Origin of the sequence: Mycolicibacterium vulneris, assembly GCF_002104765.1 — a bacterium.
GTDB classification, from domain to species: Bacteria; Actinomycetota; Actinomycetes; order Mycobacteriales; family Mycobacteriaceae; genus Mycobacterium; species Mycobacterium vulneris.
Genome location: NZ_NCXM01000048.1, coordinates 1 through 13,873 on the forward strand (window position 1 = coordinate 1; position 13,873 = coordinate 13,873).

The window sequence follows — 13,873 nt, forward strand, 5'->3', positions numbered from 1 at the left end:
TTCACCGTCAACGCACCATCATCGGTCAACACCCCACCCGAATTCACCGTGACCACACCACCATCAGACAACGTGCCAGAGGAACCGACGCTCAACGTGCCACCACTATTGACGTTGAGGGCACCAGTGGAACCCACGTTGATCGTGCTGCCGGTCAGGCTCACACCACTGTTGATATTGAGCGTGCCGTTGTCCACCAGCGTGACACCGGAACCCACCGTGAACGAACCGCTATCGGTAAGCATGCCGCCCGAATCAACAGTCATCGCACCACTATCGGTCAGCGCGCCACCCGAGCTGACGCTCATCGTGCCGCTGTCGGTCAGGGTGGCGCTGGAGCCCACGGTCACGGTGCCGCCGTCGGTCAGGGTGCCCCCGGTGCTGACCGTCACGGTGCCGCCGTCGGTCAGGGTGCCGCCGGCGCTGACCGTCACAGTCCCGCCGTCAGTCAGGGTGCCGCCCGAGCCGAGAAGCCCTCCACTGCTGACAGTGACGGTTCCGCCGTCGGTCAGAGTGCCACCCGAACCCACGGTCACGGTGCCCCCGGAGCCGACAACCGATCCCCCGTTGGCGGACAAGGTGCCGCCGTTCGCCACGGTGAGACTGCCGCTGTCAGTGAGGAGGCCGCCAGAGCCGAGGACCGATCCGCCGTTGACGGAGAGGGTACCGCCGTTCGCCACGGTGAGACTGCCGCTGTCCGTCAGGGTTCCACCGGAACCGAGAACCGCACCACCGTTGACAGTGACGGTGCCGCTATCCGTCAATGTCCCGCCTGAGTTAACGGTGACGGCACCGCCATCGGACAACGTGCCGGTGGCACCCACAGTCAGCGAGCCACCGTTATCGACGTTGAGCGCACCAGTGGAACCCACGTCGATCGTGCTGCCCGTCAGACTCACACCACTGTTGATATTCATCGTGCCGTTATCGACCACGGTGATACCGGAACCCATCGTGAACGAACCGCTATCCGTCAACACCCCACCCGAATTCACCGTCAGCCCACCGCTATCCGTCAACACCCCACCCGAATTCACCGTGACCACGCCAGTGTCGGTCAACGCCCCACCGCTGGCGACAGTGACGGTCCCGCTGTCCGTCAGACTTCCACCGGTGTTCACGGTCAGGGTTCCGCTATCGGTGAGGGTGCCACCCGAGCTGACGGTCACAGTGCCGCTATCGGTAAGGGTGGTGCCAGAGTTGACAGTCAGCGTGCCGCCGTCGGTCAGAATGCCACCCGAGTTGACCGTCAGCGTGCCGCTATCCGTCAGCACCCCACCCGAATTCACCGTGACGGCACCGCCGTCGGTCAACGTGCCAGTCGGACCGACGGTGAGCGCTCCGTTGACAGTCAGGTTGCCACCGGTGTTAACGGTCACGGTGCCGCTATCGGTGAAGGTCACGCCGGAGCCCACGGTCAGGGTGCCGCTATCGGTGCCGCCAGTACTCACAACGACGGTCCCGCCCGTATTGGTCAGGGTGCCGCCGTCGGTCAATGTGCCACCGCCAGTGATGGTCACGGTGCCACTGTCCGTCAGAGAGCCACCCGAATTGATGGTGACAGCACCGCTGTCGGTCAACGTGCCACCCAGACTGGTGGCGAGCGTACCGCCGCTATTGACGTTGAGCGCGCCAGTGGAGCCCACGTTGATCGAGCTGGCGGTGAGGGTGACGGCGTTGTTGAGGTTGAGCGTGCCGTTATCGACAACAGTGACACCGGTGCCCACGGTGAAGGAGCCGCTATCTGTGAACACACCACCCGAATTGATAGTCAGTGCACCAGAATCCGTCAGCGTGCCACCGCTGGCGACGGTGACCGTGCCGCCGTCAGTCAATGTGCCACTGGCGGCGACGGACACAGTCCCCCCGTCGGTCAGGGTGCCGCCCGAACCGACGGTCACGGTGCCACTGTCGGTGAAGGTCACGCCGGAGCTGACGGTCAACGTGCCGCTATCGGCGCCACCGCTGCTGACAATGACGGTCCCGCCCGTGTTCGTCAGGGTGCCGCCGTCGGTGAGCACGCCGCCCCCGGTGACGGTGGCGGTGCCGCCGTCGGTAAGTGTGCCACCCGAGCTGATGGTCAAGGCGCCGCTGTCAGTCAACGCACCACCCGGGCTGACGGTCAACGTACCTCCGGAGCCGATGGTGACGGTGCCACCATCGGCCAACGTGCCACCCGAGCCCACGGTCACGGTTCCGCCGTCGGCGAGCACTCCACCGGCACTGACGGTCAACGTGCCACCGTCGGTCACGCTGCCACCCGCGCCGAGAACGCCTCCGCTGCTGACGGTGATGCTGCCGGCGTCGGTGAGGACGCCGCTGGAGCCGACAGTCACGCTGCCGCCTCCCCCGGCAACCGCTCCGCCGTTGACGGTGAGGGAACCGCCGCTCGCGACGGTGAAGGTGTTGCTGACGGTGAGGGTGCCGCCGTCGGCAAGAAGCGCTCCGCCGTTGACGGTGACGGCCCCGCCGTTCGCGACGGTGATGGCGCCGCTGTCGACCAGGGTGCCGCCCGAGCTGAGCGTTCCGCCGTCGATGGTGATGGTGCCGTCCACCGTGAGCGTGCTGCCGGAGTCGGCGATCAGGCTGGCGCCGGGGTCGATAGTGACGGAGTTACCGGCGAGGACGACGTAGCTATTGCCGGCCGTGAGATGCGTGGTGCCGGTGACGTCACCGGAGAGGGAAATCGGGTCGACGCCGTCGATGATGACGTGGGTTTCGGTGAGCCCTTGGGAGGCGGCGGTCGTGCTGAGCTGTTGGGAAACCGCGGTAGAGGCCGACTGCTGCGACACCGCCGCAGACGCGGATTGTTGAGTGGCCGCCGCCGACGCGGATTGTTGAGTGACCGTGGTTGACGCGGATTGTTGAGTGACCGCCGTCGAACTGAGTTGCTGCGACACGGCGGGCGAGGCCAACTGCTGGGAAGCGGTGGTAGAGCCGAGCTGCTGAGAGGCGGCGGTCATGGCCGGCTGGTGGGACGCGGCGGGCGCAGCCGCTTGGTAGGCCGTGGTCGAGGTCGACTGCGGCGAGACGGCGGACGAACCAACCTGCTGCGACACCGTGGTCGAACCGACCTGCTGCGACACCGCGCTCGAGCCGACCTGCTGTGACACCGTGGTCGAGCCGACCTGCTGCGACACTGTCGTCGACGCCAGCTGCTGAGTGGCGGCAGGCGAACCGACCTGCTGAGACGCCGCGGCCGAGGCCAACTGCTGTGAGGCCGCCGTCGAGCTCAGTTGCTGTGTGGCGGCAGGCGAACCGACCTGCTGCGACACCGCGGCCGAGGCCAACTGCTGTGAGGCCGCCGACGAGCCGAGCTGCTGCGAGACCGGATGCGAGCTGAGTTGCGTCAGGGATTGGATTCGGGTGCTGGTGGAGTCGCCGGCGGCCCGGGCCAGCGCGCCGGCGCGAGCCCCCTGCGCGGCAGGGTTGGTCGTGCGGGGCGGTTCGCCGAACGGGGTCAGGGTCCGGGCAGCCGTCGAAGCAGCCTCATATCCGTACATGGCGGCGGCGTCTTGAGCCCACATCTCCATGTAGAGGGCTTCGGTAGCCATGATCGCCGGAGTGTTCTGACCCAGAAAATTGGTCGCTACCAATGCCGCCAGCTGCGCCCGATTCTCGGCGATCGCCGGCGGGGGCACCGTGGCGACAAACGCCGCCTCGTAGGCCGCCGCCGCCGCATACGCCTGGGCGGCGGTCTGCGCGGCCTGAGTGCCAGTGGCAGCCAGCCACTCAACATAGGGGGCCGCCGCAGCCAGCATCGCCAGCGAAGCCGGACCCAGCCACACCTGGCCCGTCAGCTCCGAGAGCACCGAGGTGTAGCCGCTCGCGGTGGAGGCCAGCGAGGCGGCCAGCGCGTCCCAAGCGGCCGCGGCCGCCAAAAGCGGCCCTGACCCAGGGCCGCTGTACATGAGCGCGGAATTGACTTCTGGGGGCTGCGCGGCAAAGTCCATAGCCTTCTCTCACTGAGTTGATTGAGTGACGACCCAAAGTCAGAAGATTGCAACTGCACCCGTTCGACGTTCGACCTCGACGGCTCCTATTGTGCGCGTGTAGCATAGGTTCCCTAAGCTTTAACAAAATTTGGCTGGCACGTCAACCTCGCGATTTGTTTCGCGGACTGGCTTCGGGAATCAAACCGGTATCGCAGAGTGCCGGGAGCGGACGTTCGGTGAACTGCCAACGCGTGACGGCCGCCGAGACTTCGGGGCCAGCTCGGCTTTTGTCCTGATTGGCGAAGAGGTCCAGCAAGCGCCGACCCGGCCTCGTCGCAATACCAGGTGGGCATTCGAGCCGTCAGCGCAAGTCGATGAATTCAAATGTCTTAGGCCGCGTTACGGACAAGTGAGCCGGGCGCGCCGGTGCGGTCTCGCTTGCTCTAATCACCACTGCTGTACTCAACCTGACCGCGAACTGAAAACTGGATTCTGAGCAGCGGGAAGGGATCGGTCAGCGAACTCCGTTGAGTCCCATCTTCGTTCAGTCCCAGGGCGGCATGGCGATCGATGCTGCCAAATACTCAATGCGGCAAGCTTTTCTGCGTACTGTCCTGACATGGAGTTGACGGCAATTTTGTGTAACCACGCTGAGGCGCAAAACAACTTGTTGTACGTGTCGGCGGGAGGCATAGATCAGGTCCTCATTCCGGCCGGACACTCGGAGCCTTTTACGGTCTCGGTGGGCATCGGCATTATCGTCGAAGTACCGCGGACGGCGAGCGACCAAGAGCACACGGTCGACATTGAACTACTGGACTCGGACGGGCGTGCGGTTGAGCTTCAAAAGGGTTTGGACGAACGCGAACCGTTCCACACCCAATTTAAATTCAACATCGGCAAGTCGGACCATCATGAGGCCGACGAAACCCAATCAGTTGCCTTCGCAGTCAACATTCCGGTACTTCGGTTGGGGAAGCTGGGCTCGTACGTCTTCGCCGTCAGCGTCGACGGGACCGTTCAGCGCCGCCTCCCTTACCGACTGGTTGGACAGGCGGGGTTACCGGTAGACAAATGTTCTCCCGTCGGCGCCCGGCCCCGTCGACCGCACGAGCCGCAGCATTCCCGCAGTCTGATCGGCAATTGGCCGGACGATAGTGTGTTATGACGGCGTGCCTGAATCCGGTCACAGTGCAACAAGCCGGACCGTTGCGCTTCCCCCCGGGCGCGGGCGGCTCTTTGCCTGATCCCGTTCACAGAGGCGGCGGTGCCACAGCCCCGCGAGCGCGGACAATTCGCCACCGCCCATCCTGGCGCTGCACCAATCCGGCCAGCTCGAGCATCGCCAGCGGCCCCAGCGCCAGCTCGGGCACCATTCCCGATGCGACCGCGATCTCGTCGACCGTGGCGGCGCCGCGGCCCGGCAACGCCTCGTAGATCCGGCGTTCGGCGTCGCTGAGACGGTCGAGAGGCGTCGCTGGGTGCGGCTCGTCGCGGGCCAGTTCACCGATGTAGCCGACGAGCTCGACGACGTGGTCGGCGCGGGTGACCAGTTCGGCGCCGTTGCGCAGTAGGGCGTGACAGCCCGCCGACGCCGACGACGTGACGGGTCCGGGCACCGCGGCCACCACCCGCCCCAACGCCCGCGCCCAGGCCGCGGTGTTGGCCGCGCCGCTGCGCAGACCGGCTTCCACCACCACGGCCGCCCCCACGACCGCGGCCACCAGCCGATTGCGGGTCAGGAACCGGTGGCGGGCCGGGCGAATTCCGGGCGCATATTCGGTGAACAGCAGCCCGTGCTGGCCGATGCGGTGCAGCAGCGCGGTGTGACCGCTCGGGTAGGGAACGTCGAGCCCGCCGGCCAGGACGGCCACGGTGACGCCGTCGCAGTCCAGCGCGGCGCGGTGCGCCGCGCCGTCGATGCCGTAGGCGCCGCCCGAGACCACCGCGACGTCGCGCTGCGCCAGCCCGGCCGCCAGTTCGCCGGCGACATGTTCGCCATACGGGGTCGAAGCGCGCGTCCCGACCACGGCGGCCGCTCGGTGCGCGACCTCATCGAGCCGCACTGGCCCGTGCGCCCACAACGCCATCGGCGCAACCATCGCCGCAGCGCCGCCGGGTCGCGGCGCGCCACCGCGGAAGGCGGCGAACGCCAGCAGCGGCCACTCGTCGTCGTCCGGGGTGATCAACCTCCCACCACGCCGGGCCAGCAACTCGAGATCGGCCGCGCCGCGGTCGATCTCGCGCCGGGCCTCGGTGCGCCGCGCCACGTCGTCATCGACCAGTCCGCGGCGGACGCGCTCCGCGGCCTCAACCGGGCCGACGTGCGCCACCAGGGCAGCGAGTTCGGCGCAGGGCGGCTCTGCCACCCGGGACAAATAGGCCCACGCGCGCAGCGCGGGATCGTCGAGGGCCGTCGTCATCGCCGTACCCCCAAGAATCCGCCAAGGATCCTTCCAGCCCCGCGCGCGAACGTGGTGTTGTCAGCCACCCGCCGCACGCCGGCCCGCAACGAACGGAACGACCCATGATCCTCGACCCGCCAATGGTGTACACCACGTCCACCCGTCCCAAGAACCCCTGGGCCGTCGCGGCGTTCGCGCTCAGCCTGGTCAGCTGGATCGGCTTTCCCATCCCCGTCATCAGCATCGGCCTGGCCTGCCTCGGGTTGCGCGAGATGGAACAGCGGGGTGAAAGTGGCCGCGCCCTGGCCCAATTCGCCCGCGCGTTCGCGATTCTGGTGACCGTCGCGATAGCGGTGCGGGGTGGGCACACCGATTGGCTCACCACGGCGCGCTGGTAGCGCGCCCGCCAGACTTGTTGCGGCGCTCATCGCTGCGCCCCGGGCTGGCGGAAACTGAGTGCGGCGGCGACTTCGTCGGTCCCGGGCGAGGTGCGACCGGCCAGGTCGGCCAGGCTCCACGCGACCCGCAACGTGCGGTCGAGGCCACGGATGCTGAGCAGCCCGCCGTCCAGCGCCCGTTGTAGCGGCTCCATCGCCGCGTTGCTGAGACGGAACTTTCGGCGCAGCAGCGTCCCGCTGACCTCGCCGTTGGCGCGAAATCCGTGCGATGACCAGCGCTCGGCGGCGGCCCCGCGGGCCTGCGCCACCCGGTGGCGGACCTGTTCCGTCGATTCACCGGCTCGGCCCGCGAACGCCCCGGCCTTGACCTGATGCATCTGCACGCGGAGGTCCACGCGATCCAGCAGCGGCCCGGACAGCTTGCCCAGGTAGCGGCGTTTGGCGGCCGCCGCGCACATGCAGTCCTGCGGGTCGGCCGGCGCACACGGGCACAGGTTGGCGGCCAGCACCAGCTGGAACCGGGCGGGATAGCACGCCACCCCGTCGCGGCGGGCAAGCCGAATCTCGCCATCCTCCAAGGGTGTTCGTAGGGCTTCCAGCGCGCTGACCCGGATCTCGGCGCACTCGTCGAGGAAGAGCACCCCGCGATGCGCCCGGCTGACGGCCCCGGGGCGCGCCATCCCGGACCCGCCGCCGACCAGCGCCGCGACGCTCGAGCTGTGATGGGGCGCCACGAACGGCGGCCTGGTGATCAGGGGTGTGTCGCCCGACAGCAACCCGGCCACCGAGTGGATCGCGGTGACTTCCAGGGACTCGGCATCGGTCAACGGCGGCAGTAACCCCGGAAGGCGTTGCGCGAGCATCGTTTTGCCCACCCCCGGCGGGCCGGTGAGCATGAGGTGGTGCGCTCCGGCGGCGGCCACTTCCACCGCGAACCGCGCCTGCGTCTGCCCCACCACGTCGACAAGATCCGCCTCGGGCTCCCCGTCCGTGGGTTTCGCGTCGATCCTGCCGCCCAGGCCGCCGGAGCCACTGAGCCACTTCTGCAGCTGCCCCAGGGTGCGCACGCCCCACACGTCGATGCCGTCGACCAGGCTGGCCTCGGCGAGGTTGTCCACGGGAACCACCACGGTCGGCCAGCCGTCGCGCTTGGCGGCCAGCACGGCCGGCAGCACCCCGCGCACCGGCCGGACCCGCCCGTCCAGGGACAGCTCACCCAGCAGCACCGTTTTCTCCAGCCGGTCCCACGGGTTCTTGCGTTGCGCCGACAACACCGCGGCGGCCAGGGCTATGTCGTAGACCGACCCCATCTTGGGCAGCGTCGCCGGCGACAGCGCCAGGGTGAGCCGCGCCATGGGCCAGGTGTTGCCGCAGTTGGCGACGGCCGCCCGGACCCGGTCGCGCGACTCCTGCAGGGCGGCGTCGGGCAGGCCGACCAGGTGCACGCCGGGCAGCCCGGAGGTGATGTCGGCTTCGATTTCCACGATCTGTCCGTCCACGCCGCGCACCGCGACGGAGAACGCGCGTCCCAGCGCCATCAGCCGATCCCTTGCAGGTGGGTGATCTCGGGGATGCGGCGGCGCCCGACCCGCACGCCGATCACGTCGAGGCGGATCGCGGCGCAGCGCTGGTCCTGGCCGGCCAGCCACAGGCCGGCCAGCCTGCGCAGCCGCAGCACCTTGCGCGGGGTGACGGCATGGGCCAGTCCCCCGTATCCGTCGCCGGTGCGGGTCTTCACCTCGACGAACACCACCGTCGCGGTGGCGTCGTCGCGGGCGATGATGTCGAGTTCGCCGTAGCGGCAGCGCCAGTTGCGCTGCAGGATCCGCAATCCCATGCGCATCAGGTGATCCACGGCGAGCGCTTCGCCCATCGCCCCCAGCTGGATCCGGGTCATCGTCGTTTCGGTCGTCATGGGGCCACCGTGCCCGGCGCCCCCGACGGGACGGGCCGCCCTCGCGGCCCGCGGCCACCCGCAACGGCCGGTTATCCCCAGTGCGGCGCCCATCCACAGCCGCCGGCGCGGGACCGGCCTAGGTGATCCGGTCGGCCCGGGTGTAGATGTTCATCGAGTCCTCCCGCAAGAACGCCACCAGCGTGATGCCGGACTCCTCGGCCAGCGACACCGCCAGCGACGACGGCGCGGACACCGCCGCCAGCACCGGGATGCCCGCCATCACGGCCTTCTGCGTCAGCTCGAACGATGCCCGCCCGCTGACCAGCAACACCGAGGCCTGCAGCGGTATCCGCCCGTGCTCCAGCGCCCAGCCGATCACCTTGTCGACCGCGTTGTGTCGACCGACGTCCTCGCGCACCACCAGCATCGCGCCGTCCACCCCGAACAGCGCGGCGGCGTGCAGGCCGCCGGTGCTGTCGAAAACCTTTTGCGCCGAACGCAATTGGCCGGGCATCACCTTGAGGGTGGCCGCCGCGACGGTCGCGTGATCGGTGCCCGGCGAAAAGCGGCTGATCAGCCGCACCGCGTCCAGCGACGCCTTGCCGCAGACCCCGCACGACGAGGTGGTGTAGAAGTTGCGGGTGACGTCGAGGCCGGGTTTCTCCACTCCCGGGGCCAGCGTCACGTCCAGCACGTTGTAGGTGTTCGCGCCCTCGTCGTCGCGCCCGGCGCAGTACCGGATGCTGTGCACGTCGTCGCGGCCCGCGATGACGCCTTCGGTGAGCAAAAAGCCTTGGGCGAGTTCGATATCCGAACCCGGCGTGCGCATCGTCACGGTGACCGCGGTGCCGTCGACCCGGATCTCCAACGGTTCCTCGACGACCAGGGTCTCAGGCCGGGTGATCGCCTTCTCGGCGGTCAGATGCGTGACCCGCCGGCGCGACGTTACGTGCCCCACTAGGCGATTTCACCGCCGGCGGAGACGTCGCGAGAAGCGGCGGAATGCTGGAAACCCACCGGATCAACCTACCCTGGCCGGCGTCCGGCCGCCGAGAAGGGCAACGCTGTCACGCGCCCCCGGCCAGCGCTTCCAGCGTTTCGGCCGACGAGTGCAGCGGCCGCCAGCCCAGCTGGGTCTTGGCCTTGGTGGTGTCCATGACCATCGACGTCCGCGCGGTGTGCAGCCACTCCAGCACGGACGGCATCAGCGGTACCCGTGAGATCGCCGCGGAGGCCGCCGTGGCGGCAACAGCGGGAACCCGCACCGGGCGCCCGCCCAGCGCCCTGGCCACGTCAGCCACCGTCACGACCCCGTCGCCCGCGATGTTGTATGCCCCGGGCGGGGCCGGGGCCGTGGCCGCCAGCGCGATCGCCGCGGCGACGTCGTCGTGGTGGACCAACTGCAGTGGAAAGCCCGGATCCGGCACCACCGGCTTCAGCGCCGGGACGGCATTGACCACGGCACGCATCGGGCCGGGCAGCTGATTCCACGGCATCGCGTCGGCCAGCGCGGTGGCTTTGGGCCCGGCGACGATGCAGGGCCGCAACACGAACACCTCCAGCGGCGAGTCTTTGGTGATCTCGGCGAGCAGCGCTTCGGACGCCGCGTTCTGCGCCGAGTAGTAGTGCTCCGCGGACCCCCGCACCGGCACGTCCTCGGTCAGTGGGGCGGGGTTGTCGGAGTGGTAGCCGTAGGCCGCCACCGACGAGGTGTAGACCAGGCGCCGGGGCCGCTCAGCGGCCACGGTCGCCTCGAACACGTTGCGGGAACCCTCGAGATTCACCCGGGCGCTCTCGTCGCGCGAGCCCATGATCATGAAGGCCAGGTGGATCACCACGTCGGCCTGCGCGACCAGGGCGTCGACGGCCTCGCGGTCCAGGACGTCGCCCTGCTGATAGGTGGTCTTCAGCCAGCCGCGTGACGGCGGGTCGAACGGCCGGCGAGCCATCCCGATGATCGCGTCGACGGCGGGTTCGCGTTCCAGCGCCGTCACCGCGGAGAGGCCGATCTCTCCGGTCGGTCCGGTCACCGCGACGGTCACTCCCATCAGAACGTCCTTCCCTCCGGCGGCTTGTCGAAGCCCCGGCGTGCGGAACCTCACCAAGCCCCCGGCGCGTGTGATCGGCGGATGATAGAACCATCTTTCCAGCGTCTCGCGGTTCGTGTGCGGCTGGACGTGCGGACGTTCCGCTTCCTCAGCGGTAGCTTTGCGGTCGACGGTGACCAACAAGATGCCCGCTGATTGGCCGCAGCCAGACGAAACCGGGTGTAAGGCTGGTCGCGGCGACCGATAATTTACGGCGATCGAAAGCGGTCACACGGCCGGCATCGCAGAAAACGAGGCGCAGCATGGGCGACGAATCGAGGACCGGCGCGGACGCGTCCGCGACTGGCGGGGAGAAGGCCGACCCCGCGACGGTTTTCGCCGCCCTCGCCGAGATCATCTATCAGGGGTCGGACGCCAACCAGATGTATGCCGCCATCTGCGTGGCCGCCACCCTGACCGTCCGCGGCTGCGATCACGCCAGCCTGCTGGTGCGCGAGAACGACAAATACGTCACTGTCGGCGCCAGCGACCGGCTGGCGCTGGCTATCGACGACCTCGAACGGCGCGCCGGCGACGGCCCGTGCATCGATGCCATCGAGGAAGAGACGCCCCAGATCGACACGGACCTGACCACGCCGTCGCTGTGGCCCAAGCTGGCCGCCGTCCTGGTCGCCGAGACACCGGTGCGCGGCGCGATGGGCTTCCGGCTGCTGGTCGACAAACGCAAAGGCGCTGCGCTGAATCTGTTCAGCGACACCCCGAACATGTTCGACGCCGAATCCGCCGGGCGGGCGGCCGTGCTGGCCGCGTTCGCCAGCGTCGCGATCAACGCCGTCAACAAGGGCGAGGACGCGGCGAGCCTGCGCCGCGGGCTGATGAGCAACCGTGAGATCGGGAAGGCCGTCGGCATGCTGATGATGCTGCACGAGATGAGCGAGGACGACGCGTTCGACCTGTTGCGGCGCCACTCCCAGGCGCTGAACATCAAGCTGGCCGACGTCGCCCGGGAGGTCATCGAGCAGCGCGGTCAGCTGCCGGTGCCCGGCGACAACTCGCTTCCGCCGAACACGTAGCGGCGGCTACTCGGGAAGCCGCAGCTCCGGCTTTTCGACCTCTTCGATGTTGACGTCCTTGAAGGTGACCACCCGCACCTGCTTGACGAACCGCGCCGGCCGATACATGTCCCACACCCACGCGTCGGACAGCCGCAGCTCGAAGTAGACCTCGCCGTCGGCGTTGCGCGGCGTCATCTCCACGCTGTTGGCCAGGTAAAAGCGCCGTTCGGTCTCCACGACGTAGCTGAACTGGCCGACGATGTCCTTGTATTCGCGGTACAGCGAGAGCTCCATCTCGGTTTCATACTTTTCGAGATCTTCTGCACTCATCTGCTCAGACGTCCTTCTCCCAGACAGCTTTCCCCGGGCATCCCGGCGCTAGCTGCCGTTCGCCGGGGTGGGAATCCTGATCCCATCTTTCCTCACCGATATCCGTCGCGCTGCAGCGGTAGGTCCGGTTGGCAGTCAGCCACCACCCGGCCGCCCCACCCGTTGGCCACGCGACGCACGTTGATGAACGAATAACGATGCTCGGGGCACGGGCCCAGCTGCGCCAGCGCCGTGCTGTGCGCGGGCGTGCTGTAGCCCTTGTGCAGGGCGAAGCCGTAGCCGGGATGGTCGGCCTCCATGGCGGCCATCAACCGGTCCCGGCTGACCTTCGCCAGCACGCTGGCCGCCGCGATGCACGCCGCAACCGCGTCGCCCCCGATGACCGGCAGCGATGGGACGGCTAGCCCGGGCACCCGGAAGCCGTCGCTCAGCACGTAGCCGGGCCGCACCGACAGGCCGGCGACGGCACGGCGCATCCCCTCGATGTTGGCGACATGCACGCCGCGCCGGTCCACCTCGGCGGGCGGGATGAACACCACGTGGTAGGCCAGCGCGTAGCGGCGAATCAGCGGGAACAGCTTCTCCCGGGCGGCCTCGGTGAGCTTCTTGGAATCATCAAGCGCGGCAAGGCTTTCCATTCGCCCTGGGCCGAGCACGCAAGCCGCCACCACCAGCGGTCCGGCGCAGGCGCCGCGGCCCACCTCGTCGACGCCGGCCACCGGACCCAACCCGCTGCGGTACAGCGCCGATTCCAGGGTGCGCAACCCCGACGATTTACGGATCACCGTCCGCGGCGGCCAGGTCGTGGCCATGGCTACCGATTCTGCTGCGGGTTCACCGATCCCACGCCGCCCCATCGGGACGGCGGCCACACGATGAACCTGGCTTTTCCGATCACGTTGGACACCGGCACGGTTCCCGACGTCGGGTCGCCGGTGCACAGCACACCCTTGAGGGCCTCGGCCGGCACGCTGGTGCAGTGGGCCCGCGAATCCGCGGAGTGCGTCCGGTTATCGCCCATCACCCACAGCCGTCCGGCCGGGACGTGAACCGGCCCGAACTCGCTGCCCAGGCAGGGGTACACCGACGGGTCGGCGGCCATGGTGTTGCGATCCAGGTACGGCTCCTTCAGCGGCTTGCCGTCGACCGTCAGCCCGGTGTCGGCCCGGCATTGCACTGTCTGCCCGCCCACCGCAATGACCCGCTTGACCAGATCGTTCTCGTCGGGCGGTACGAAACCGACGAACGACAGCGCGTTCTGCACCCAGCGCAGCACTGTGTTGTTCGACCGGATCGACTTGTAGCCGAGGTTCCACGGCGGCGGGCCTTTGAAGACGATGACGTCACCGGGGTGCGGCGCGCTGAAGCGGTAGCTGACCTTGTCGACCATGATCCGGTCGCCGACGCAGCCCGTGCAGCCGTGCAGCGTGGGCTCCATGGATTCCGACGGGATCAGGTAGGGCCGCGCCACGAACGTCAACATGACGTAGTACAGGACGACGGCGATCACCGCCAGGAGCGCGAATTCGCGCAACGTCGAATGCTTGTGGCCCTCCGGCTCACGCTCGTCGGGCGTCTCGGCCGCCGGCCCCGGCTCGGGGATCGATCCGGCCGTCGTCGCGGCGTTCTCGGGGCGCGTCTCCGGGCTGCGGGTAGAGACCTTCGGATCTGACTCGCCGGCGTGGGGCTCGGGCTTCGATGAATCCGCGGTATCGGTCACGAGATCAGCGTAGCCAGCGCACGTTCGGGCCGCCCAAACCGGCGCACCGGAGAAACGGTGGGACGAATCAGCAGCGCCACCAAGG

At 68.5% G+C, this 13,873-nt stretch carries 11 protein-coding genes and 1 pseudogene; 3 read left to right on the plus strand and 9 right to left on the minus strand.

The genetic code is table 11. The features are described 5' to 3' along the window. On the minus strand, positions 1-3,953 hold a 3,953-nt coding region (locus B8W69_RS32055), incomplete at its 3' end, for a PPE domain-containing protein (protein ID WP_220084577.1). Between the two features lie 601 nt (positions 3,954-4,554). Here B8W69_RS32055 and B8W69_RS27970 point away from each other — a divergent pair. Then, complete coding sequence (locus tag B8W69_RS27970) at positions 4,555-5,103, plus strand: DUF6941 family protein (protein ID WP_245843391.1); 549 nt, start codon at positions 4,555-4,557, stop codon at positions 5,101-5,103. 85 nt (positions 5,104-5,188) lie between these two features. On the opposite strand, the gene dprA is transcribed toward B8W69_RS27970, so the two are convergent. Further along, positions 5,189-6,358: a DNA-processing protein DprA gene (gene dprA / locus B8W69_RS27975; protein WP_085292930.1), complete on the minus strand. Its 1,170-nt coding sequence runs from the start codon at positions 6,356-6,358 to the stop codon at positions 5,189-5,191. A 104-nt stretch (positions 6,359-6,462) separates the two neighbouring features. Here dprA and B8W69_RS27980 point away from each other — a divergent pair, with 104 nt between their 5' ends. Beyond that, positions 6,463-6,738 (plus strand): DUF4190 domain-containing protein, encoded by a 276-nt coding sequence (locus B8W69_RS27980; RefSeq protein WP_085292931.1) that lies wholly within the window; start codon positions 6,463-6,465, stop codon positions 6,736-6,738. Between the two features lie 26 nt (positions 6,739-6,764). Here B8W69_RS27980 and B8W69_RS27985 read toward each other — a convergent pair whose 3' ends face one another. The 4 genes from B8W69_RS27985 to B8W69_RS28000 form a co-directional block, all read right to left on the minus strand. Then, complete coding sequence (locus tag B8W69_RS27985; protein WP_085292932.1) at positions 6,765-8,276, minus strand: YifB family Mg chelatase-like AAA ATPase; 1,512 nt, start codon at positions 8,274-8,276, stop codon at positions 6,765-6,767. Further along, positions 8,276-8,653, minus strand: coding sequence for a YraN family protein (locus B8W69_RS27990; protein ID WP_085292933.1), 378 nt, complete (start codon positions 8,651-8,653; stop codon positions 8,276-8,278). The genes B8W69_RS27985 and B8W69_RS27990 overlap by 1 nt, the downstream gene beginning before the upstream one ends. Before the next feature lie 118 nt (positions 8,654-8,771). Beyond that, positions 8,772-9,593 carry a formate dehydrogenase accessory sulfurtransferase FdhD gene (fdhD, locus tag B8W69_RS27995; protein WP_085292934.1) on the minus strand — a complete coding sequence of 274 codons (822 nt, stop codon included), beginning with the start codon at positions 9,591-9,593 and terminating at the stop codon, positions 8,772-8,774. A gap of 109 nt (positions 9,594-9,702) precedes the next feature. Next, on the minus strand, positions 9,703-10,683 hold the full coding sequence (locus B8W69_RS28000; protein WP_085292953.1) for an NAD-dependent epimerase/dehydratase family protein: 981 nt from the start codon (positions 10,681-10,683) through the stop codon (positions 9,703-9,705). A gap of 302 nt (positions 10,684-10,985) precedes the next feature. Between B8W69_RS28000 and B8W69_RS28005 the strand changes: the two genes are divergently transcribed. Then, positions 10,986-11,756, plus strand: coding sequence for a GAF and ANTAR domain-containing protein (locus B8W69_RS28005; protein WP_085292935.1), 771 nt, complete (start codon positions 10,986-10,988; stop codon positions 11,754-11,756). 6 nt (positions 11,757-11,762) lie between these two features. On the opposite strand, the gene B8W69_RS28010 is transcribed toward B8W69_RS28005, so the two are convergent. The 3 genes and pseudogenes from B8W69_RS28010 to lepB all read right to left on the minus strand — a co-directional run bounded on the left by B8W69_RS28010 (position 11,763) and on the right by lepB (position 13,788). Then, a complete protein-coding gene (locus tag B8W69_RS28010; RefSeq protein ID WP_003875077.1) occupies positions 11,763-12,068 on the minus strand; it encodes a DUF2469 domain-containing protein in 306 nt (101 codons plus the stop codon). A 4-nt stretch (positions 12,069-12,072) separates the two neighbouring features. Further along, positions 12,073-12,880, minus strand: a pseudogene (locus tag B8W69_RS28015) (ribonuclease HII). A gap of 2 nt (positions 12,881-12,882) precedes the next feature. Next, positions 12,883-13,788, minus strand: coding sequence for a signal peptidase I (lepB, locus tag B8W69_RS28020; RefSeq protein ID WP_085292937.1), 906 nt, complete (start codon positions 13,786-13,788; stop codon positions 12,883-12,885). Positions 13,789-13,873: the final 85 nt, after the last annotated feature.